23 protein-coding genes are annotated in these 19,361 nt (G+C 66.8%); 14 read left to right on the top strand and 9 right to left on the bottom strand.

Translation table 11 applies throughout. The features are described 5' to 3' along the window. Nucleotides 1-16 precede the first annotated feature (16 nt). The 3 genes from BZF61_RS04890 to BZF61_RS04880 are packed head-to-tail and all read left to right on the top strand — an operon-like array spanning nt 17 to nt 1,704. A complete protein-coding gene (locus BZF61_RS04890; protein WP_245804511.1) occupies nt 17-550 on the top strand; it encodes a UPF0262 family protein in 534 nt (177 codons plus the stop codon). A gap of 18 nt (nt 551-568) precedes the next feature. After that, on the top strand, nt 569-1,282 hold the full coding sequence (locus BZF61_RS04885) for a glycoside hydrolase family 25 protein (RefSeq protein WP_086617516.1): 714 nt from the start codon (nt 569-571) through the stop codon (nt 1,280-1,282). Beyond that, on the top strand, nt 1,261-1,704 hold the full coding sequence (locus tag BZF61_RS04880; protein ID WP_245804510.1) for a cytidine deaminase: 444 nt from the start codon (nt 1,261-1,263) through the stop codon (nt 1,702-1,704). The genes BZF61_RS04885 and BZF61_RS04880 overlap by 22 nt, the downstream gene beginning before the upstream one ends. On the opposite strand, the gene BZF61_RS04875 is transcribed toward BZF61_RS04880, so the two are convergent. Then, nucleotides 1,701-2,840: a M14 family metallopeptidase gene (locus tag BZF61_RS04875; protein WP_086617514.1), complete on the bottom strand. Its 1,140-nt coding sequence runs from the start codon at nt 2,838-2,840 to the stop codon at nt 1,701-1,703. The genes BZF61_RS04880 and BZF61_RS04875 overlap by 4 nt on opposite strands. Beyond that, nucleotides 2,840-3,472, bottom strand: a complete 633-nt coding sequence (locus tag BZF61_RS04870) for a hypothetical protein (RefSeq protein WP_086617513.1) — start codon at nt 3,470-3,472, stop codon at nt 2,840-2,842. Before BZF61_RS04870 ends, BZF61_RS04875 begins: the two co-directional genes overlap by 1 nt. A 121-nt stretch (nt 3,473-3,593) precedes the next feature. Between BZF61_RS04870 and galE the strand changes: the two genes are divergently transcribed. The 3 genes from galE to BZF61_RS04855 all read left to right on the top strand — a co-directional run bounded on the left by galE (nt 3,594) and on the right by BZF61_RS04855 (nt 5,569). After that, nucleotides 3,594-4,619, top strand: a complete 1,026-nt coding sequence (gene galE / locus BZF61_RS04865) for a UDP-glucose 4-epimerase GalE (RefSeq protein WP_086617512.1) — start codon at nt 3,594-3,596, stop codon at nt 4,617-4,619. Nucleotides 4,620-4,722: 103 nt separating this feature from the next. Then, the gene (ykgO, locus tag BZF61_RS04860; RefSeq protein WP_029724010.1) at nt 4,723-4,848 is read left to right on the top strand and encodes a type B 50S ribosomal protein L36; all 126 of its coding nucleotides are present in this window, start codon (nt 4,723-4,725) and stop codon (nt 4,846-4,848) included. 94 nt (nt 4,849-4,942) lie between these two features. Next, a complete protein-coding gene (locus tag BZF61_RS04855; protein WP_245804509.1) occupies nt 4,943-5,569 on the top strand; it encodes an HAD-IA family hydrolase in 627 nt (208 codons plus the stop codon). Nucleotides 5,570-5,772: 203 nt separating this feature from the next. Here BZF61_RS04855 and BZF61_RS04850 read toward each other — a convergent pair whose 3' ends face one another. Further along, nucleotides 5,773-6,117, bottom strand: a complete 345-nt coding sequence (locus BZF61_RS04850; protein ID WP_086617510.1) for a DUF8200 family protein — start codon at nt 6,115-6,117, stop codon at nt 5,773-5,775. Nucleotides 6,118-6,324: 207 nt separating this feature from the next. Here BZF61_RS04850 and BZF61_RS04845 point away from each other — a divergent pair, with 207 nt between their 5' ends. After that, nucleotides 6,325-6,879, top strand: a complete 555-nt coding sequence (locus BZF61_RS04845; protein ID WP_086617509.1) for a winged helix-turn-helix transcriptional regulator — start codon at nt 6,325-6,327, stop codon at nt 6,877-6,879. Between the two features lie 61 nt (nt 6,880-6,940). Then, nucleotides 6,941-8,725, top strand: coding sequence for a DNA helicase RecQ (gene recQ / locus BZF61_RS04840; RefSeq protein ID WP_086617508.1), 1,785 nt, complete (start codon nt 6,941-6,943; stop codon nt 8,723-8,725). 118 nt (nt 8,726-8,843) lie between these two features. Here the strand turns inward: recQ and BZF61_RS04835 are convergent, their stop codons facing one another. Continuing rightward, a complete protein-coding gene (locus BZF61_RS04835) occupies nt 8,844-9,722 on the bottom strand; it encodes a hypothetical protein (RefSeq protein ID WP_143736921.1) in 879 nt (292 codons plus the stop codon). A gap of 10 nt (nt 9,723-9,732) precedes the next feature. Continuing rightward, nucleotides 9,733-11,223 (bottom strand): YifB family Mg chelatase-like AAA ATPase, encoded by a 1,491-nt coding sequence (locus BZF61_RS04830; protein WP_086617506.1) that lies wholly within the window; start codon nt 11,221-11,223, stop codon nt 9,733-9,735. A 139-nt stretch (nt 11,224-11,362) separates the two neighbouring features. On the opposite strand from BZF61_RS04830, the gene BZF61_RS16080 reads away from it, so the two are divergent. The 6 genes from BZF61_RS16080 to yihA all read left to right on the top strand — a co-directional run bounded on the left by BZF61_RS16080 (nt 11,363) and on the right by yihA (nt 15,871). Further along, nucleotides 11,363-12,421, top strand: a complete 1,059-nt coding sequence (locus tag BZF61_RS16080) for a hypothetical protein (protein ID WP_086617505.1) — start codon at nt 11,363-11,365, stop codon at nt 12,419-12,421. 73 nt (nt 12,422-12,494) lie between these two features. Next, on the top strand, nt 12,495-12,629 hold the full coding sequence (gene rpmH, locus BZF61_RS04820) for a 50S ribosomal protein L34 (protein ID WP_057884309.1): 135 nt from the start codon (nt 12,495-12,497) through the stop codon (nt 12,627-12,629). A gap of 114 nt (nt 12,630-12,743) precedes the next feature. Next, nucleotides 12,744-13,133 carry a ribonuclease P protein component gene (gene rnpA, locus BZF61_RS04815; RefSeq protein WP_169711943.1) on the top strand — a complete coding sequence of 130 codons (390 nt, stop codon included), beginning with the start codon at nt 12,744-12,746 and terminating at the stop codon, nt 13,131-13,133. Continuing rightward, on the top strand, nt 13,130-13,339 hold the full coding sequence (gene yidD, locus BZF61_RS04810) for a membrane protein insertion efficiency factor YidD (protein WP_086617504.1): 210 nt from the start codon (nt 13,130-13,132) through the stop codon (nt 13,337-13,339). Before rnpA ends, yidD begins: the two co-directional genes overlap by 4 nt. A 77-nt stretch (nt 13,340-13,416) precedes the next feature. Beyond that, nucleotides 13,417-15,186, top strand: coding sequence for a membrane protein insertase YidC (yidC, locus tag BZF61_RS04805; protein ID WP_211276717.1), 1,770 nt, complete (start codon nt 13,417-13,419; stop codon nt 15,184-15,186). Nucleotides 15,187-15,190: 4 nt separating this feature from the next. Beyond that, nucleotides 15,191-15,871 carry a ribosome biogenesis GTP-binding protein YihA/YsxC gene (yihA, locus tag BZF61_RS04800; RefSeq protein ID WP_086617502.1) on the top strand — a complete coding sequence of 227 codons (681 nt, stop codon included), beginning with the start codon at nt 15,191-15,193 and terminating at the stop codon, nt 15,869-15,871. Nucleotides 15,872-15,874: 3 nt separating this feature from the next. On the opposite strand, the gene BZF61_RS04795 is transcribed toward yihA, so the two are convergent. The 4 genes from BZF61_RS04795 to BZF61_RS04780 all read right to left on the bottom strand — a co-directional run bounded on the left by BZF61_RS04795 (nt 15,875) and on the right by BZF61_RS04780 (nt 19,303). Further along, entirely contained in the window at nt 15,875-16,591 is a 717-nt protein-coding gene (locus tag BZF61_RS04795; RefSeq protein WP_086617501.1) for a thermonuclease family protein, read from the bottom strand. 68 nt (nt 16,592-16,659) lie between these two features. Continuing rightward, entirely contained in the window at nt 16,660-18,381 is a 1,722-nt protein-coding gene (locus tag BZF61_RS04790; protein ID WP_086617500.1) for an N-acyl-D-amino-acid deacylase family protein, read from the bottom strand. Between the two features lie 3 nt (nt 18,382-18,384). Next, complete coding sequence (locus BZF61_RS04785; RefSeq protein ID WP_158094055.1) at nt 18,385-18,789, bottom strand: MAPEG family protein; 405 nt, start codon at nt 18,787-18,789, stop codon at nt 18,385-18,387. Between the two features lie 94 nt (nt 18,790-18,883). Beyond that, complete coding sequence (locus BZF61_RS04780; RefSeq protein ID WP_086617498.1) at nt 18,884-19,303, bottom strand: VOC family protein; 420 nt, start codon at nt 19,301-19,303, stop codon at nt 18,884-18,886. Nucleotides 19,304-19,361: the final 58 nt, after the last annotated feature.

Genomic DNA, 19,361 nt, shown 5'->3' with positions numbered 1-19,361 from the left:
TGCGAAGGCACGCCTCATGGCCGATACGCCGCCCGATTCCCTGCCGATTTCTCCCGCCGCCGGTGGCGCGGGCACCTATCGCATCGCCCGGATCACGCTCGACGAGGCAACGATCCTGTGGCGTAACGCCGATGTCGAGCAGGAACGCCGCGTCGCAATCTACGATCTGATTGAGGAAAACACGTTCAAGCCGCTGCGTAGCGCCGAACGTGGAGCGCGCGGGCCCTATCACCTCCACCTGTCGGTCAATGACGGCCGGCTGGCGATGGACATCAGCGACGAGGGCGGGCAGCTGCTCGAAACCCTGCTGATCGGCATGGCCCGTTTCCGTCGCCCGATCCGCGAATATTTCGCGATCTGCGACAGCTATTACCAGGCAATTCGCAAGGCGACCCCGGCCGAGATCGAGACGATCGACATGGCGCGCCGCGGCATCCACAACAATGCCGCTGAACTGCTGCTCGAACGGCTTGAAGGCAAGGTCGACACCGATTTTGCCACGGCGCGGCGGCTGTTTACGCTGATCTGCGTGCTGCACATCAAGGGCTAAGGCAAGAACAAGGGGCGCATGGCCAAGGGTCGCCGGAATGCGGGGCGCAAGGGCGCCCATCGATGGTTGCTGCGGCTGGTGGCGCTGGCGGTGCTGATTGGGCTCGCCTTCGCGGGCTGGCTGTGGTGGGACATGCGCGAGTGGCGTCCGGACGAGACGCTCTATCCCGAACAGGGGGCGTTGCTGCCCGCCGGGAGCGGCGCGGTGCGGTTCGAGACGCTGAAGGCGATCGGTGCGCGTTTCGTCTATCTTCCACTCGACACGGACACCTCGCCGGCTGCTTTTGCCGAGCGATTCGCCAAGGCGCGCGCGGCGGGACTTGAGGTTGGCGCAATGCTCGTATTTGACCCCTGCCTGCCCGCCGATCGCCAGAGCGGGCTGTTCGCGCAGATGGTGCCGCGCGATCCGCGCCTGCTGCCGCCCGCAATCGGACTGGTGCGGCTGGCGGATGAATGCGATCCGCCGGTGAGCGATGCGGCGGTCGAAAGCGAGCTGATGACGCTGATCAACCAGATCGAGATGCACGCCGGTGCGGCGGCTATCCTGCGGCTCGCGCCAGCCTTCGCGCAACGTTACAACGCCGCCACCGCGCTCAGCCGCGATCTGTGGCTGATGCGCGATCGCGCAAGGCCGGATTATGCCGGGCGCCCTTGGTTGCTATGGAGTGCCAATTCCGCGCTGGTGACCGCGGCGAGTGAGGAGCCGATCGAATGGGTGGTGGTGCAGAAATGAAGCTCGATGCCGCCGCCGAGCAGGCGTTGATCGACGCCGCCTTTGCCGCGGCGGCGCAGGCCTATGCGCCCTATTCCGCCTATCCGGTGGGTGCTGCCCTGCTGTTTGAAGACGGCGCGATCGTGGCTGGCTGCAATGTCGAGAACGCGAGCTACGGCCTTGCGCTGTGCGCCGAGACGGTGGCGGTCGCCAAGGCGTTTGAGGCCGGACGGCGCGGCGGCTTGGTGGCGGTGGCGGTGGCGGGGCTCAAGGCCGATGCCGAGCCGATCACGCCGTGCGGGCGCTGCCGCCAGGTGCTCAACGAAATCGCGGCGCTGGGCGGCACCGATCCGCTGGTGCTGTGCGCCAGCAAGCAGGATGTCCGGCGCGTCTTGCTATCCGCCCTGCTCCCGCACGCTTTCGGCCCGGCGCATCTCGCCTAGCCCTCCCGCCCTTCCAGCCACTCGACCAGCGCCGCCAGACATTCGCGACCCAGGAGCTTGCAGCGTTCGGGCGACCAGCCCTGTTCCGGCTCGGGGAAATCGGCAAGGTCCTTGTAGGGCATCTCCAGCGTCATCGCGACCGCACCGAACCGCTCGGCGAGCTGGTTCGTGCTCATCGACAGGTTGGCCTTCCCGCTGGCTGCCTTGGGGTAGCCGAGCCTGGTCTGGAAGTCGGGGGTGCGGCGGTCAAGGATGCGCTGGTAACGGTAAAAGCCCTGGCCTTGTTCTTCCTTCCACGAGGGGATCCCCTCGAACCCGGCGAGGAACACCGCCGGGATTGCCTCGTCGGCATGGACATCCATCGCAAAGTCAACGCCCGTCTGATCCATCCGATTGCGGATCGCGAGCACTTCGGGGGATTTCTCCGCACTCGGGTTGGCCCATTCGCGGTTGAGGTTGGTGCCAACCGCGTTGGTTCGCAAATGCCCACGGCGTGATCCATCGGGGTTGCAATTGGGGACGATGTGCAGGCGGCAATTCTTGCGCAGCGCCCGCGCTACCGGGTCGGCGGGGTCGGTCAGGCATTCGAGCGCGCCTTCCATCCACCATTCCGCCTGGGTCTCGCCCGGGTGCTGGCGGGCATAGAGCCAAACCTGCGTCTTACCCTCGCCCATTTCGAGGCAATCGATCGGCTGGCCATCGAGCGTGGTGCCGAGCCGGACGTAGTCCACCCCCTCGCAGGCGGCGGCATCGGCGATGAGATCGTGATGCCGCTCCATCGAATAGGGCGCGAAATAGGCGCACCAGAACAGATCGGTGGCGGGCCGGTAGCGGATGGTCAGCGTGCCGCCGTCCTCGTCCTTGTCGAAGCTCGACGCTGCGCGCCGCCAGTATTCGCGATCTTCGGTCACGCAGGCATTGTAGTCCGGCCAACCGCCCGGATAGGCGCTGGCGTTGAGACCGGTGAGCTTGAGCACCACCTCCTCGCCCGCCTTGCCGGCGACGCGGAAGTGAAACCACTGGAAGAATGCGGATTCGTTGTCGCGGCGGATTGCAAGGCGGGCGGTGCGGCCTTCGATCGACAGCACTTCGATGTTGCCGCTGTCGAAGGCGGCATCGATGGCAAGGCAGGTCATCACTTTCCTTGGAGCTTTTTGACACTGATCGTCACGGTTTCGCCATTGCCACCCGGAAAGTCCCTGAACAAGCCCGCCGCCAGCGTCTTTGCGCTGGTGTTGGTCTGCGAGAAGGGCGACTTCACCCCCGTCGCGATCTGTGCGCGGCCTTCCCATAGGGTGACCCCGTCGGCGCGGGTGATGCGCACCGAAAGAACGGTCATCACGCTCGGACTCTCGCGCCCGCCACCAAGGTTGATGCCCACCCCCACGCCGAGGCCCGAGCCATAGCTGCCAGTCGATCCGCCGACCCCGACGCTGACCGGGCCAGGGCGGCTCTGGTCGGCGGCGGCGATGGCATTGCGGGTGGTGCGGATCGCGGCGGTCTGGCCAGCGGGGCTGCCTTCGGGAACGACGGTGTAGCCGAGCCGCGCCAGCTCTGCGCTGACCGCGGCGGCAAAGGCCGAGCGCGCGGCCATGTTGTCCATTGCGTCGGGGAAGGTGATCGCGATGGTTCCCTGTCCCAGCCCCGCCGGCTGTTCGGCTACAAAGCGGGTGACTTCGACCGGGCCAGTATAGGGCGTGGTCGCGCAGGCCGACAGGGCCAGCCCCGCGGCAGCGATGACAGGGACAAGCAGGCGGATCTTACGCATGGCAGCAATTCCTTTTGGTGGCCCCGAAGCCTATAAGCCTAGCACGGAGCCATGCACAGGCCTGCTGTGGCCGCGGGGCGGTTGACGTTTTCCAAACACTCTGCGTGCTAGGGCACGTTGCATGACATTTTGCGGCAAACCTTGCGTGCTCGTCACCGGCGGGGCGGGCTATATCGGCAGCCACGCGGTGCTGGCGCTGCGCGATGCCGGCTGGCCGGTGGCGGTGATCGACAATCTGGTGACCGGCTTCCGATTTGCCGTGCCTGCCGGCGTGCCCTTCTATCATGGCGATATCGAGGACGCGGCGCTGCTGGCGCGGATCTTCGCCGAACAGGGCATGGGCGAAGGGCGCGGGGCGATCATGCACTTCGCCGGTTCGGTGGTGGTGCCCGAAAGCGTCGCCGATCCGCTCAAATATTATCACAACAACACCGCCAAGAGCCGGGTGCTGATCGAGGCGGCGGTGAAGGCCGGGGTGCCGCATTTCATTTTCTCCTCCACCGCAGCGACTTACGGCATTCCCGATGTCGCGGCTGTGTCGGAGGACACGCCGCAGCGTCCGATCAACCCCTATGGCTTTTCGAAGCTGATGACCGAGCAGATGCTTCGCCATGTCGCGGCGGCCCACCCGCTCAATGTCGGAGTGCTGCGCTACTTCAATGTTGCGGGGGCCGATCCGCTGGCGCGCAGCGGGCAATCGACCACCGGGGCGACGCATCTGATCAAGGTGGCGATCGAGGCGGCGCTGGGCCTGCGCGAATCGGTCAGCGTGTTCGGCACCGATTACGCCACGCCCGACGGCACCGGGGTGCGCGACTATATCCACGTCAGCGACCTTGCCGCCGCGCACGTGCTGACGCTGGAGGCGCTGATGGCCGCGCCTTCGCGCTCGCTGACGTTGAACTGCGGCTATGGCCGGGGCTTTTCGGTGCGCGAGGTGCTTGATGCCGTCGATCGTGTGACGAACCGCAGGCTCGTGCGCCGCATCGAGGGCCGCCGCGCGGGCGATCCCGATTCGCTGATTGCCGATTCGCGCCGCCTTCGCGAAACGCTCGGCTGGGAGCCGCGGTACGCCGATCTCGACACGATCATTGCCCATGCGTTGGCCTGGGAACGGAAACTGGCCGATTTGCGCGAGGCTGCCTGACAGACTCGCATTGACGCGCAGGGCGGGCGGCGCTAACGGCTCGCTTCGATTTCCGCGCGTCGGACCGCTTCCGGCGCGCTTTGCATTTGAAAGCGTAAGAGCCATGAAGATCGTCAACAGCCTCAAGTCGCTGAAGGGCCGCCATCGCGATAACCGCGTGATCCGTCGTCGTGGCCGCACCTATGTGATCAACAAGACCAATCGTCGCTTCAAGGCCCGCCAGGGCTGAACCGGCGCGGCTGCCCGCAGGGGTGGCTGATGACATGCACGGCCCGCCTCCTTGTCGGAGCGCGGGCCGAAATCGTTTGAGGAGCGTAGCGGGCGTGCAGACCGCAGTCGTGTTCGATGTCGGGCGGGTGCTGTTCCAGTGGCAGCTTTCCGCCCTGTTCGAGAAGCTGATCGATGACCGCGAGGAGCTTGAATGGTTCCTTGCCAACGTCGTGACCGAGGAATGGCATTTCGAGCATGACCGCGGCCGCGCGCTGGCCGACATGGTGCCCGAACGGATCGCCCGCTTCCCGCAATACGAGGCGCATATCCGCGCCTATGCCACCCGTTTCAACGAAACCGTGCCCGGCCCGGTCGAGGGTTCGCATGAAATCGTCGAGCGGCTGGCGGCCGCGGGCGTCCCGCTCTACTGCCTGACCAATTTCGGTGACAGGTTCTGGCAGGCGTTCCGTCCGACCCAGCCGATCTTTGACCACTTTGCGGACATCATCGTCTCTGGCGTCGAGAAAGTCGCCAAGCCCGAGCCGCGAATCTACGAGATCCTCGAGGCGCGCAGCCGCCGCACCGGAGCGCAGCTGTTCTTCACCGACGACAATCCCGCCAACATCGCCGCCGCCAAGGCGCGCGGCTGGAACACGCACCTGTTCACCGATGCAGCGGGGCTGGAGGCGGCGCTGGTTGAGGCCGGGCTGCTCTCGTCCTTGCGATCCGAAGCGCGCTGAAACCCGATCCGCGGGGCTGGTGGAACAAGCTCGCCGCGCTTCGGCAGAAACCGCGGCGAAGAGACGCCCGCGCAGGCGGGTGCGAAAAACCGCAAAACACGCCCCCGGAACGCGGCATCGGGGGGACAGGCGTTCCGGGGGCTGTGCAGCGCCGTCCGGGCTGGAGAGGGGGCCGGACGGCGGGGATCAGGTGCGGTGCTTGATCAGGCGTTGCACTTGGCCAGTTCGTCGGCGGCCAGTTCTGCACCATCGACGCGGAAGGCGGCGATTTCGCCGAACTTGCGGTTCAGGCCGCGGCAGACGCGCAGCGGGCGGGCGCTCGCCTTGTTGGCGACGCAGGTAGTGCCCGCGCAGGTCCAGGCGACGCCGCCGGCAACCGCGGTCGTTTCGCCCGCCGGCGCGGCGAGCGTGGCGCTGTAATAGGCGCCGCCAGCGGCGTTGGCCGGGGTGGTCGAGGTAACCACGCCGAAGGCCAGCCCGGTGTAGAGCACAGCCGAGGCGAGGATCGCGAGTTTGCCGGAGCGGGGGAGGGAGAGGGTGTTCGTCATCGCTTTGTCCTTTGCTTTGTGGTCTTGAGGGGCGATCGCCCTGTGGTCTCTATCCTTGCATTTTGCAATGCAACATTTCGATTCGAAACCAGTTGCTATTCGCTACTTAACAATCTAGGTTGCGAGTTGCAACCGAAAACGGGATTTTTTTTGTGACAGCCCGAAAATGCGGTTACATATCACCCCGCAAGGGAAGGGACGGTAGCTATGGGTGAGTTGAGAGAACCGCTCAAGGATCTGATCGAATGCGGGCTGCCTCAGGCGCTCGATGTGATGGGGGAACGCTGGTCGTTCATGATCCTGCGCGCGAGTTTCAACGGTCTCAAGCATTTCGAGGAATTTCTCAGCGAGCTCGGCATTGCCCGCAACATCCTGTCCAACCGTCTCGCCAAGCTGGTGGAGCATGGCATCCTCAAGCGCGAGCCTTGCGCCGATGATCGCCGCAAGATCGAATATCGTCTGACCGAAAAGGGTCTCGACCTGCTGCCCGCCATGGTGGCGCTGCGCCAGTGGGGCCAGAAATACAGCAGCGAGCAAGTGGTCGAGGATCCGGTGCTGGTCGACGAGCGAGATCGGCTGCCGATCGGCCCGGTCTCGATACTCGCGCATGACGGACGCATTCTCGGCCCGCAGGACCTGTGGCTGACCCGTCCCGCCGATCTTGGCCGCCGCGCCGACGGCACCATCGCTACCCCGGGCACAGCGCTTGGCAAGGGCGATGTGGTCGATCTTGCCGCCGCGAAAGCCGCTGCTGCGGGATAATCCGTCGATAGCGCCGCCGGCTTGGGTGCTTTCGGCCTGAGCCATGGGCTAGGGCCGCCTCATGCACGCGCCCCTCGGTTCCGAACTCCACGATATTCTGCGCCGCACCTTCGGCTACACCGCGTTTCGCGGCCAGCAAGAGGCGGTGATCGCCCGGGTGATGGCGGGCGCGCATACGCTGGCGCTGATGCCGACCGGGGCGGGCAAGAGCCTGTGCTACCAGATCCCCGCGCTCGCGCGGGCCGGCACCGCGATCGTCATCTCCCCGCTGATCGCGCTGATGCATGACCAGATCCGTTCGGCCAGTGCGGCCGGGATCCGTGCGGCGTCGATGACCTCAGCCGACAGCGGCAATGCCGTGACCGCGCAGGCGCTGCGCGACGGCGCGCTGGATCTGCTCTATGTCGCCCCCGAACGCGCCTCGACCGCCGGGTTTCAACGCCTGCTGGAACATACGCGAATCGCGCTCTTCGCCATCGACGAGGCGCATTGCGTGTCCGAATGGGGGCACGATTTCCGCCCCGACTACCGGATGCTGCGCCCGCTGCTCGACCGCTTTCCCGATGTTCCCCGCCTGGCGCTCACCGCCACTGCCGATCAGGCGACCCGCGCGGACATTCTGCGGCAGCTCGGCATCCCGCTCGGGGGCCTGATCGTCGCCGGGTTCGACCGGCCCAATATCCGCTATGCCATCACCCCGCGTGATTCGGGGACGCGCCAGATCGTCGCACTGCTTCAGCGGCTCAACGGGGCGGGGATCGTCTATGCCCCGAGTCGCAAGCAGGCCGAGGATCTCGCCGCCGCCATCGCCCGCACGGGCCGCCAAGCGGGGTTCTACCACGCCGGCCTCGACCCAGATCGCCGGGCCAAGGTGCAGGCGGAATTCGTCACTTCGGAAAGCATGGTGATGGTCGCCACCATTGCTTTCGGCATGGGCATCGACAAGCCCGATGTGCGTTTCGTGATCCATGCCGGGCTGCCGAAATCGATCGAGGCTTATTATCAGGAAACCGGCCGTGCGGGCCGTGATGGCGATCCGGCCGAGGCGCACCTGTTCTGGGGCGCGTCCGATTTCGCCCGTGCAAGGCAGTGGCTCGGCCAGCTCGAGCCCGAACGCCTGCCTGCCGAGAACGCGCGGCTCGATGCGCTGGCGGCGCTGGTCGAGGCCTCGATCTGCCGCCGGGCGATCCTGCTCCGCCATTTCGGCGAACATCCACCTGATGTCTGCGGCAATTGCGATAATTGTCTCGATCCGCCCCGCGTGGTCGAGGCGAGCGAACTCGCACGCAAATTGCTCTCGGCGGTCTACCGCACCGGGCAGAGTTTCGGCATCGGCCATATCGAAAAGGTGCTGACCGGCCAGAACGACGAGCGAATCGCCGCGCGCGGGCATGACCGGCTGTCGGTGTTCGGCATCGTCGTCCCGCATGAGGTACGGCTGCTGCGGCCGCTGGCGCGCACTCTGGTCGCGCGCGGGATGCTGGTAGCAACCGAGCATGGCGGCTTGATGCTGGGGCCGGAGGCGCGGGGCGTGTTCAAGGGCGAGACCGCGGTGATGATCGCCGAGCCGCCGCTCCGCCAACGCCGCACCCGCGGCAGCGAGGCGGCGGCCAACCCGGTCGGCAATAGCCTGTTCGAGGCGCTGCGGGCCAAGCGCAGAGCGCTCGCCGCCGAACATGGGCTTCCCGCCTATGTCATCTTCCATGATTCGGTCCTGCGGGACATGGCCCTCCATTGTCCCGAAACGCTGGCTGAACTCGGCACGATCGCGGGTGTGGGGGCGAAGAAGCTGGAAACCTGGGGGCCGGATTTTATCGCCGTGGTGCGTGAGCACCTGCGTTCCTGATACGCGATTCGCTTGCGCGAATCGGCAGACCCCCCGCCCCGCCTCCCCGCCCGGCCCCCAATAGTACCACTCTGTGGTGGTCGGGCGGGGAGGCGGGGCGGGGGGTCTGCCACGAGAATCACCGCGACACACGGCTTTGCGAATAGGTGATCCTGATCCGCACCCATGACCCGAACTGCTCGCGCCCGCCGAGCCGCGCCGGGCGCACCCGGAACTGCCACGCAGCCGCCAGCACTGCCCGGCCCAGCCCAGCGCCTTGCGGACTTTCGCTCAGCAGCGTGCAATCCTCGACATAATAGCCTGCCACAGTCTTGCAGGCGATCAGCGCGACACCCGGGCTGCTGGCGGTCGAGAGATAACCCGCCAGCTCCTGATCGGTCGGCTCGCGATACCAGCGCGCGGCATAGAGCGGCTCGCCATTGGGGGCAGTGCCGACGCGCTCGGTGTCCATGCTGGTGCGCGGCGGGCCCGAATCGACCGGGCCGTAGGTGCTGTTCGGATTGATCCTCGCCGCAATCGTGGGCGAGGCGCGCGGGGCTGGTTCGGCCTGGGGCGGCGGTGGCGGCGGGGGTGGGACGGTTGTCGGGTTGGCGATGATCGGCGGCTTGGGTCGCTCGGGCTTGGGCAGATCGCGCGGTGGCGGGCGCGCGGCCGCGGGCGGGACTGCGAGTGGCGTGGTGCTCTCCTCGGGCTGCGCCTCGGCCGGCTGTTCCGGCTGGGGTTCGGCCGGCGGCGTGAAGTCCCGCGCGGTGAACCGGGTGAGGACTTTCACTTCCTCGTCCTTCTCGCCCATGACCGTCACGCCGAGGGTCAGCAGCAGCAGCACGATCAACCCCTCGATGGCGAGCGCGATGGCGAGGCTGAACCAGCGCTGGCGGGGCTTGGCGCCCCAACGCGCTCGGGCCGGCCGCGCGCGCCGCTCGGTCAGCAAGGCTGGGTGTTCGTCCGGAAGTGCCACTGCGCCCTTGGATTGGCCGGGGGAGGGGGAACCGGCCATACCGCACGCCTTAACCTGTCATCAGCCGATAGGATAGCGCTTCGGCGATGTGGATGCGTCCGACGTTCTCGGCCCCGGCAAGATCGGCAATGGTGCGCGCCACCCGCAGCATCCGCGTATAGCCGCGTGCCGAAAGGCGCAGCTTCTCGGCCGCCTGCATCAGCAGCTTGCGCCCGGCCTCGTCGGGAGTGGCGAAGGTTTCGAGCTTCGCGCCCTCCAGCTCGGCATTGGAGCGCACGCCGCGCGCGGTCTGGCGGTCGCGGGCGGCGGCAACCCGGGCGGCGACTTCGGCGCTGCCCTCGGCGGGCGGGGGCAAGGTCATGTCCAATGCGCTCACCGCCCCGACATGGACGTGCAGATCGATCCGGTCGAGCAAGGGGCCGGACAGGCGCCCCTGATATTCGCCGATGCAGCGCGGATACTTGTTGCAATTGCGCGCCGGATCGCCGGCATAGCCGCAGCGGCACGGGTTCATCGCCGCGACCAGCTGAACGCGTGCCGGGAAGGTGACATGGGCATTGGCGCGCGCGACATCGATCTGCCCGGTTTCCAGCGGCTGGCGCAGCGAATCGAGCACCGGACGCTGGAATTCGGGCAATTCGTCGAGGAACAGCACGCCCAGATGCGCGAGGCTGACCTCCCCCGGGCGCACCTTCAGCCCACCGCCGGTGAGCGCGGCCATGCTCGCCGAATGGTGCGGCGCGCGGAACGGACGGGCGCGGCTGATGCGCCCGGCCTCGAGCATCCCCGCGACCGACTGCACCATCGACACCTCGAGCGCCTCTGCCGGGGTGAGATCGGGCAGGATGCCGGGCAGACAGCTCGCCAGCAGGCTCTTGCCCGATCCGGGCGGGCCGACCATCAGCAGATTGTGCCCACCGGCCGCTGCGATCTCCAGCGCGCGCTTGGCGCTCTCCTGCCCCTTGACCTGCTTCAGATCATTGCCGCCTGCTGCCTCGGCCACGCTGCCCCGCGGCGGTTCGGGCAGGACGAGGCTGCCCTTGAGATGGCCCAGGAGGCTCACCAGATCGCGCGGCGCGAGCACCGGCACGCCGCTCGCCCAGCGCGCCTCGGGGCCCTGTTCGGCGGGGCAGATCAGCCCGGCACCCTGCGCGCTGGCGTGGAGCGCGGCAATCAGCACGCCAGGACTGGCGACCACCCGGCCATCCAGCGCCAGCTCGCCCACCGCGATCCAGTCGCCCAGCTGCTCGGCATCGGTCACGCCCATCGCGGCCAGCAGCGCCAGCGCGATCGGCAGGTCGTAATGCGATCCGTCCTTGGGAAGATCGGCGGGCGAAAGATTGACGGTGATTCGCTTGGGCGGCAGCGCGAGGCCCATCGCCGCCAGCGCCGCCTGCACCCGCTCGCGGCTTTCGCTCACCGCCTTGTCGGGCAGGCCGACGACATTGAAGCGCGGCAGGCCGGGGCCGATGTGGCACTGCACCTCGACGGCGCGTGCCTCCAGCCCGAGATAGGCGACCGTTCTCACCAGCGCGACCATCTTTGCCCCCTAGCCCGTGCTGTTGGGGATAGTGCAGCTTTTAGAGAGACTTGTCGAGCGCCTTGGGAAGGGTGTTCAGGGTTTTCTAAAGCATAATTCTTGGCGATTTCGGAAGGCATGCGCGGCGATTGTGGCGGGCATGGACCGCGCTCTCGCTCTCCTGCTTGCTGCTCTTGCGCTGCTGCTGCCCGCAACGCCGGCGCTGGCGCAGATCCATGCCGAGGCCGGAGCGCGGGTGGTGGCGACCACCAGTTGGGTCGAGGAATGGGATCCCGTCACCCAGGCCTGGGTGCGGGTCGGGGATAGCCCGGCCATGCTTGGTCCCGCCGCCCAGCGCAGCGCCGCCACCTTCTCGCGGGCCGGCGAAACCACCATCAGCGATATCGTGATCGAGGAGCCGATGCGCTTCATCGCTGCACCCCTGCGCGGATCGGGCGCTGACGGCGGGATTGCGCGATTCGGCCCGTTCCGCGTGCTTGACGAGGAGCGCGCGGCGCTGGTCGCCGGCACCGATGCGGCCAGCCCGGCCGCCTTCCAGGCGATGCTCGCCGCCTATCCGGGCCTCAGGGTGCTCGAGTTCCGTGACGCACCGGGCACCAGCAACGACATCGCCAATCTCCGACTCGGGCGGATGATCCGCGCTGCCGGCCTTGCCACCCATGTCCCCGCTGGCGGCTCGGCGCGCTCTGGCGCGGTCGAGCTGTTCCTTGCAGGAACCCGCCGCAGCATGGATCCGGGCGCACTGTTCGCGGTGCATTCGTGGCGCGATGCGATGGGGCGCGAGCCGTCCGACTTCGCTCCTGACGCGCCGGAGAACCGGCTCTATCTCGACTACTACGCCGAAATGGGCATGAGCCGCGAACAAGCGCGGGCGTTCTATGCGATGACCAATTCGGTTCCGCATCACGGTGCCCTTTGGCTGCGCGGCGCCGAGATGACGCGCTGGATCGCGCCCGCGGCCGGGATCGATACGGCGCCGCGCAGCCGCTCTGCGCTGGCCCTGCCCGCGCCGGCGCTGCTGGCCGCGCCGCCAGCGACGGGCCTGACGGGCATGTCCGCCCGGGCCGCGCTGGTGCTGGCGCTCGCCGGGGTGCGCCCATACGCCCTTCCGCACCTTGCCTATGCCAATCTCGGCCTGGTTGACGGGGCGATTCCCCAGCCGCTGGCTCTGCTTGACTCTGGCCAGGCTTTCCCATAAGCGCCGCGGCCTGATCTGCGCTGCCCTTGTGGCCGCGCTCTGCCGCTTTGCCGGCCCAGTTTTCGAGGATGATATGAAGCGTACGTTCCAGCCCAGCAATCTCGTGCGTGCCCGTCGCCACGGCTTCTTTGCCCGCAAGGCGACCCCGGGTGGTCGGAAGGTGCTGCGCGCCCGCCGCGCCCGCGGCCGCAAGAAGCTCTGCGCGTAATTTTCTGGCGCGCTCAGGCGCGGGGCGCGGGTCATCCGGCCCGCTTGGCTTTCGCAGCATAGGCCGCGACGGGCAGTCGCCCTTGCGGGCTCCCTTCGGGAGCCCGTTTGTCATATGGTGACCCCTGTGATTTCGGTTCTTACCAAGCGCGCGGATTTTCTTGCGGCCAATGCGGGTCTGCGCAATGCGCGACCCGGCTTCGTGTTGCTGACCCGGCCCAATGGCGGGCAGGGCATCCGCTACGGGATCACCGTTAGCCGGAAGATTGGCAAGGCCGTGGTGCGCAACCGCATGAAGCGCCGGTTTCGTGCGCTGCTGCGCGCCGCGCTGCCGGTGCAGGGCCTGGCCGATCACGATCACGTGCTGATCGGACGAGTGGGCGGGATCGAGCGGGATTTCCGCCTGATGGCCAAGGAGCTGGGCGATGCGCTCGAACGGGCGCGGCAGGGGCGAGGGGATTCGCCTGGCGGACGCCGTCCGCGCAAGGGGAATTGCCAGCGATGAAGCACCTCCTGATCCTGATCGCTCGGTTCTGGCAGATCGGCCCCTCGCGCCTGATACCACCCACCTGCCGCTATGCGCCCTCGTGCAGCGAATATGCGATCCAGGCAATCGGCAAGTATGGTGCGTTCAAGGGTGGATGGATGGCGTTCAAGCGGCTAATGCGCTGCCACCCGTGGGGCGGTCATGGCCATGATCCGGTTCCCTAGGGCCGAAACGCAGGGTTTAAACGGCGCCGTTTTACGCCAATAATACACTTCTCGTCGCATTCTCTCGGGGTAAAATCTTGGACAATCGCAATCTTCTGCTCGCCGTGGTGCTTTCGGGCCTGCTCATCCTCGGCTGGGACATCGGCATGCGGTATTTCTATCCCGAGGCCGCGACGCCGCCGCCTGCGCGGACGGCCGCAGCTGCCCGTGCCGATGCCAGCGCTGCTCCCGCTGCCGGTCTTGGCGCGGATGTCGCGGCGACGGGCAAGGTCGATCTCAAAACCGCGCTGGCCAGCGGTGGCCGTGTCGTGATCGACACCCCGCGCCTTGCCGGTTCGATCAATCTCCTCGGCGCGCGGATCGATGACGTGGTGCTCAAGGATTACCGCCAGACGGTGAAGAAGGATTCGGGGCCGGTGCGCCTGCTTGCGCCCGAGGGAACCCCGGAACAGTATTTTGCCGAATTCGGTTTCCTCACCGGCGGCGTGCGTCAGCCCGCCAATGCGCTGTGGCAGGCGGACGGCCAGCGTCTCACCCCCGAAACCCCCGTCACCCTGACCCGCACCGATGCAGCCGGGATCACCTACCGCATCCGCTTTGCGGTCGACGAGAACTTCATGATCACCGCTACCCAGAGCGCCACCAATGCCGGCGCGGCGGCGGCAATCATCCAGCCCTTCGCGCTGATCAAGCGCACCAGCGCCAATGCCAGCCTGAGCCAGTGGATCGCCCATTCCGGCCCGGTCTTTGCCGCCGACGCGGTGGCCAATTACGATGTCGGCTACGAATGCGGCTGGACCCTGCTGAGCACCTGCATCGATCTGAGCGAGGACAAGCTCTACAAGATCGAGGGCAAGGCCGACTGGCTCGGCTTTACCGATCAATACTGGTTTTCCGCCTTGGTGCCCGGCAAGGGCGTGGCGAGTGCGGAATTCCGCGCGGTTGGCGACAAGCTGTTCCGCGCTGATGTGCTCTATGAGGCGGCGACGGTGCCTGCGGGCAAGTCGCTCACCCGGTCGACCCGCCTGTTTGCCGGAGCCAAGGAAAGCACACTGCTCGACTCCTACGAGGACAGCGGCATCGCGCAGTTCGGCCGTGCGATCACCTGGGGCTGGTTCTGGTTCTTCGAAAAGCCGTTCTTGTGGCTGCTGCGCACATTGAACGGCCTGGTCGGCAATTTCGGCGTGGCGATCATCCTGATGACGGTGATCGTGCGCGGGCTGATGTTCCCGATCGCGCAGAAGCAATTCGCCAGCATGGCGGCGATGCGCGCGGTGCAGCCGCGGATGAAGGAAATCCAGGAGCGCTTCAAGGATGACAGGCAGCGCCAGCAGCAGGAAATCATGAAGCTCTACAAGGAAGAGAAGGTGAATCCGCTGGCCGGGTGTTTGCCGCTCGTGCTGCAAATCCCGATCTTCTTTGCGCTCTACAAGGTGCTGGTGCTCGCCATCGAGATGCGGCACGAACCCTTCGTGCTGTGGATCAAGGACCTTTCGGCTCCTGACCCGGCGCATATCCTCAACCTGTTCGGGCTGCTGCCCTACGATGTGCCAGCCGGCTTCCTCGCGATCGGGCCGCTCGCGGTGCTGCTGGGGATCACCATGTGGCTGACCTTCAAGCTCAACCCGGCGGCGATGGATCCGGTGCAGCAGCAGGTCTTCGCGATCATGCCGTGGATCCTGATGTTCGTGATGGCGCCCTTTGCTGCGGGCCTGCTGCTCTACTGGGTCACCTCGAACATCCTGACGCTGGCGCAGCAAAGCTATCTCTATTCCAAGCACCCGCAACTGAAGGCGGCGGCAGCCAAGGAAAAAGAGGACGCCGGGCGCAAGAAGACTCAGGGCTAGGCCGGTGAACGATCCGGACGATCAGGCAAGGTGCGAGGAAGCGGCAGCGAAGCTGTTTTCCGGCCCGGTCGACTTCCTGCTGTCCGTGCCGCAACTGAAGTTCCTGCCCGATCCGCTGGTGCCGGAAATCGCCTTTTGCGGGCGCTCTAACGTCGGCAAGTCCTCGCTGCTCAACGCGCTTACGGGGCGCAAGGCGATCGCGCGCGCCTCGGTGACGCCGGGGCGCACGCAGGAATTGAATTTCTTCGACGTGGGCCGGCCGAGGCAGGAGGGCGCATTGCCGTTGTTCCGGCTGGTCGACATGCCCGGCTATGGCTTTGCCAAGGCCCCGGTCAAGGTGGTCGAGAAGTGGAAGGCGCTGGTCAATTCCTACCTGCGTGGGCGGCCGGTGCTGGCCCGCACGCTGGTGCTGGTCGACAGTCGCCACGGTCTCAAGCAAGTCGATCGGGAGATGATGTCGATGCTCGATCAAGCCGCGGTCGGCTACCGCATCGTCCTGACTAAGACCGACAAGATCAAGGCGAGCGAACTGGCGGCGGTAACGGAAAAGACCGCTGCCGAAGCGCGCCAGCACGTCGCCGCGCACCCCGAAATCCACCAGACCAGCGCCGAGAAGGGCATGGGCATCGCGCGCCTGCGCGCCGCGGTGCTGGACGACGCGCTCGGCGAGGGGTGGATGGGCTAGCGGCTACTCCTTCGCGCGGCGGAAGCCTGCGGCCTGCGCCTCGCGCTCGGTGCAGAACAGCGCCTCGGGACGGGTTTCGTCGTAATAGCGCTGCCCCGGCAGGTGGTAGATGAAATCGCCATGGCGACTGTGGTTGCCCTTGATCGCGCAGCCGAAGGCATTGGTGTAGCGCCGCTCGGGCGCAGGGCGGGATGGCGCCACGCGCGGCGACGCGATCCGGAATTCGGCCTGCGCCAAGGGCGCCGTGGCCTGCGGATTGGCGGCGCGCCATTCGTCCGGCCGCTGGAATTCGCCGCGCCACAGACCGAAGCGCATCCGCTGCGCGATTTGGGTGGCCGCTTCGTATTCAGCCGGCGCATCACGGCTGGCCACGGCCATTCCGCGCCGCACCATCTCTTGGCCCACATCGAACACCGGCGTCCTGCACATTGCCAGCGTCCGCCCGTAGGCGTCGGTGCCAAGCGCTCGGCAATCGAGTTGCTGCGAAGCGACGATCTCGCGCAAGTTGGCTGTCGCTTCCTCTCCGCAGGCCCAGGGTTGGCCTTCGCGGGTGCAGGACTGCGCGCTTTCCGGCGCGTCGATTCCGAACAGCCGGATACGCGTTCCGGTCATGTCGAGCGTATCGCCATCGATGACGCTGGCTGGCCCGGCGATGATGTTGGCCTGCGCCGGGATGCTGACCGTGGCGGCAAGCACAGCGAGAATGCGGGACTTGAGCATGGGTGCGATCCTACGTCCCGTGCGTTAACGAGACCTCACCTCGATCCTGCGGCCCCTGAAGGAGCCTCTCAAGCCGCCGCCCGGTAACCCGCGCCGCGGATCAGCTGGCCCGGGCGCGCGCCGCTGCTTTCATCGCAGCGGCGGATCATTTGGCCCGCGACGAAGGTTGCGACATAGCCGGTGGCGCGCTGGTGCAAACGGCGGCCGCCCGCGGGCAGATCGCGAACCACTTCGGGCAGGTGCAGGGTCAGGGCATCGAGGTCGATGACGTTGAGATCGGCCCGTCCGCCAACCATGAGTGTCCCGCGATCATCGAGGCCCACCGCCCGCGCGGCCTTCTGCCCCAGCATATGCACCGCCTCGGCCAGTCCCAGCCTCAGCGGGCCTTCACCCTTGACGAACTGGGTCAGCAGATAGGTCGAATAGCTTGCATCGCAGATCGCCCCATAATGCGCCCCGCCATCGCCCAGGCCGGGCACGCAATGCGGGTGCCGCAGCATTTCATGGGCCGATTCGAGCGTCGCGTTCTCGTAATTGCCAAGCGCGGCGAGGAACAGCCCGCGCCCCTCGGTGGCGAGAATGCGGTCATAGGCCACCTCCTGCGGGGTGCAGCCGCGCGCCGCCGCTTGCCCTGCCATGCTCATGTGTGCGGGCGGGGCATAGTCGGGCGGATCGTCGAGCGGGAACAGCCAGCGCCAGTTGCGCGCCAATTCGTTGAAGGGATGGCCGGGGGTGAAATCTTCGGCAAGCAGCGCCGCGCGCAGCGCCGGATCGCGCATCGCGGCGACCTGTTCGGGAATCGAAAGGTGGGCGATCTTCTGCCAGCTCGGGCACAGCACGAAGGGATGCACCGTCAGCTCCAGTCCCGCAATCAGCCCGATCGGGCGCGGCATGACCTGCGCGGTCGCGACCCTGCCACCGGCATTGGTGCGCTCCAGCATCTCCAGCACCCGCCGCCAGCGCGGCGGCGCGTCATTGCCCGAGGCGAGGGTAAAGGTCGCCGGGCGTCCGCTGGCGGCGATCACCCGCTCGATTACCTCGTATTCCTTGTCCCACCCGACAAAGGCATCGAGCACCACCTGAAACGTCCCCGCCCCGGCATCGGCCATGCCGCGGGTGATGGCTTCCAGCTCGGCGATGTCGGTATCGAAGGTCGGGATCGCATCGCCGTCGGCGGTCTTGTGGATGCTCAGCCGCGAAGTGGCAAATCCGATCGCGCCAGCGCGTATGGCTTCGGCGGCGAGACGGCGCATCAGCGCGAGATCGTCCTCGCTTGCCACTTCGCGCGCTGCGCCGCGTTCACCCATGGCATAGACCCGCAAGGGCGAGTGCGGCAGGTAGGCGGCGACATCGATGTCGCGCTTGCCGGCGGCGACCTTGTCGAGATATTCGGGGAAGGTCTCCCAGTCCCAGTCCAGCCCCTCGGCCATCACCACGCCGGGAATGTCCTCAACCCCTTCCATGACATTAATCAGCATGTCGTGATCGGCCTGGCGGCAGGGGGCAAAGCCCACCCCGCAATTGCCCATCACCGCGGTGGTAACCCCATGCGAGGAGGAGGGCGCGAGTTCCTCGGCCCAGATGCACTGGCCATCGTAATGGGTGTGGACATCGATGAAGCCGGGGGTAAGGATGCGCCCCTTCGCGTCGATTTCCTCGCGCCCCTTGCCCGAAACCTGCCCGATGGCGGCGATCCGCCCGTCGGCGATGGCAAGGTCACCCTCGATCAGATCGCCCCCGGTGCCATCGGCAATCGTGCCGCGGCGGATGACCCAATCATAATCGGCCATGCCTCAGGCTCCTTCCACCAGTTTGATGATCCCCCCGATCAGCGAACCGAGCACGAAGATATAGATCGGCGGCATCGAGATATAGAGCGGCAGCAGGCGTTTCTCGGCGGCCTTGCGATAGCCCAGCGCATAGAGCACCCGCATCGGCGGCCAGATGCAGCCGATCGCCGCCGCCCACAATGGGCTTACCGCATAGGCGAAGAGCCACATCCCCGGCAGAAACAGCACCAGATGCTCTAGCGTATTCTGGTGTGCGCGGACCTGGCGCAGATAGTCCTCCGGCCCGTCATGCGAAGGCGCGGGTATCTTGAACTTGACGCGCGCCAGGCCCGCCATCAGCAGGGTGAAATAATAGGCCAGCAGCGCCAGCGCGCTGACGATCAGGACATAGACAAACGGCCCGTTCATGTTCCGGCAGCTCTCCCCGCGGCAGACCCGCGAGGCTGGCGCAGTGAACCGGATGCGGCAACTCGCAATTTTGCCGCGTGCCCCGCGCCGCGGATTACTTGGCGAACAGCTTGCCGATGTCGGCGAAGGCCTTGAACTCGAGCGCATTGCCCGAGGGATCACGTAGGAACATCGTTGCCTGTTCGCCCGGCTCGCCCTTGAAGCGGATCGTCGGCGCGATCACGAAGGGCGTGCCCGCCGCGCGCAGGCGCTCGGCCAGCGCTTCCCATTCCGCCATCGACAGCACCAGCCCGAAATGCGGCACCGGCACGCCGTGGCCGTCGACATGGTTGCTGGCACGGTCGCCCGCCTGACCCGGCGCGAGGTGGGCGACGATCTGGTGGCCGTGGAAGTCGAAATCGACCCATTCATCGCTCGATCGCCCTTCCGCGCAGCCCAGCACCTCGCCATAGAAGGCGCGCGCTGCGGCGAGATCGTCAACGGGAAAGGCAAGGTGAAACCGGGGCAGCGACATGCGGCCCGAAATAGCGTGCAGGTGCATCGGCAGGAAAGGGTTTTCCTACGGCCATCCA

It is taken from the genome of Erythrobacter tepidarius, assembly GCF_002155695.1.
GTDB lineage: Bacteria > Pseudomonadota > Alphaproteobacteria > Sphingomonadales > Sphingomonadaceae > Erythrobacter > Erythrobacter tepidarius.
This window is presented reverse-complemented; position numbering and strand designations above follow the sequence as displayed.

Excerpts from the sequence above, each read along its gene's own strand:
- BZF61_RS04890 (WP_245804511.1), top strand. The coding sequence starts at position 17 with ATGGCCGATACGCCGCCCGATTCCCTGCCGATTTCTCCCGCCGCCGGT.
- BZF61_RS04885 (WP_086617516.1), top strand. The coding sequence starts at position 569 with ATGGCCAAGGGTCGCCGGAATGCGGGGCGCAAGGGCGCCCATCGATGG.
- BZF61_RS04880 (WP_245804510.1), top strand. The coding sequence starts at position 1,261 with ATGGGTGGTGGTGCAGAAATGAAGCTCGATGCCGCCGCCGAGCAGGCG.
- BZF61_RS04875 (WP_086617514.1), bottom strand. The coding sequence starts at position 2,840 with ATGACCTGCCTTGCCATCGATGCCGCCTTCGACAGCGGCAACATCGAA.
- BZF61_RS04870 (WP_086617513.1), bottom strand. The coding sequence starts at position 3,472 with ATGCGTAAGATCCGCCTGCTTGTCCCTGTCATCGCTGCCGCGGGGCTG.
- galE (WP_086617512.1), top strand. The coding sequence starts at position 3,594 with ATGACATTTTGCGGCAAACCTTGCGTGCTCGTCACCGGCGGGGCGGGC.
- ykgO (WP_029724010.1), top strand. The coding sequence starts at position 4,723 with ATGAAGATCGTCAACAGCCTCAAGTCGCTGAAGGGCCGCCATCGCGAT.
- BZF61_RS04850 (WP_086617510.1), bottom strand. The coding sequence starts at position 6,117 with ATGACGAACACCCTCTCCCTCCCCCGCTCCGGCAAACTCGCGATCCTC.
- BZF61_RS04845 (WP_086617509.1), top strand. The coding sequence starts at position 6,325 with ATGGGTGAGTTGAGAGAACCGCTCAAGGATCTGATCGAATGCGGGCTG.
- recQ (WP_086617508.1), top strand. The coding sequence starts at position 6,941 with ATGCACGCGCCCCTCGGTTCCGAACTCCACGATATTCTGCGCCGCACC.
- BZF61_RS04835 (WP_143736921.1), bottom strand. The coding sequence starts at position 9,722 with ATGGCCGGTTCCCCCTCCCCCGGCCAATCCAAGGGCGCAGTGGCACTT.
- BZF61_RS04830 (WP_086617506.1), bottom strand. The coding sequence starts at position 11,223 with ATGGTCGCGCTGGTGAGAACGGTCGCCTATCTCGGGCTGGAGGCACGC.
- BZF61_RS16080 (WP_086617505.1), top strand. The coding sequence starts at position 11,363 with ATGGACCGCGCTCTCGCTCTCCTGCTTGCTGCTCTTGCGCTGCTGCTG.
- rpmH (WP_057884309.1), top strand. The coding sequence starts at position 12,495 with ATGAAGCGTACGTTCCAGCCCAGCAATCTCGTGCGTGCCCGTCGCCAC.
- rnpA (WP_169711943.1), top strand. The coding sequence starts at position 12,744 with ATGGTGACCCCTGTGATTTCGGTTCTTACCAAGCGCGCGGATTTTCTT.
- yidD (WP_086617504.1), top strand. The coding sequence starts at position 13,130 with ATGAAGCACCTCCTGATCCTGATCGCTCGGTTCTGGCAGATCGGCCCC.
- BZF61_RS04795 (WP_086617501.1), bottom strand. The coding sequence starts at position 16,591 with ATGCTCAAGTCCCGCATTCTCGCTGTGCTTGCCGCCACGGTCAGCATC.
- BZF61_RS04790 (WP_086617500.1), bottom strand. The coding sequence starts at position 18,381 with ATGGCCGATTATGATTGGGTCATCCGCCGCGGCACGATTGCCGATGGC.
- BZF61_RS04785 (WP_158094055.1), bottom strand. The coding sequence starts at position 18,789 with ATGAACGGGCCGTTTGTCTATGTCCTGATCGTCAGCGCGCTGGCGCTG.
- BZF61_RS04780 (WP_086617498.1), bottom strand. The coding sequence starts at position 19,303 with ATGTCGCTGCCCCGGTTTCACCTTGCCTTTCCCGTTGACGATCTCGCC.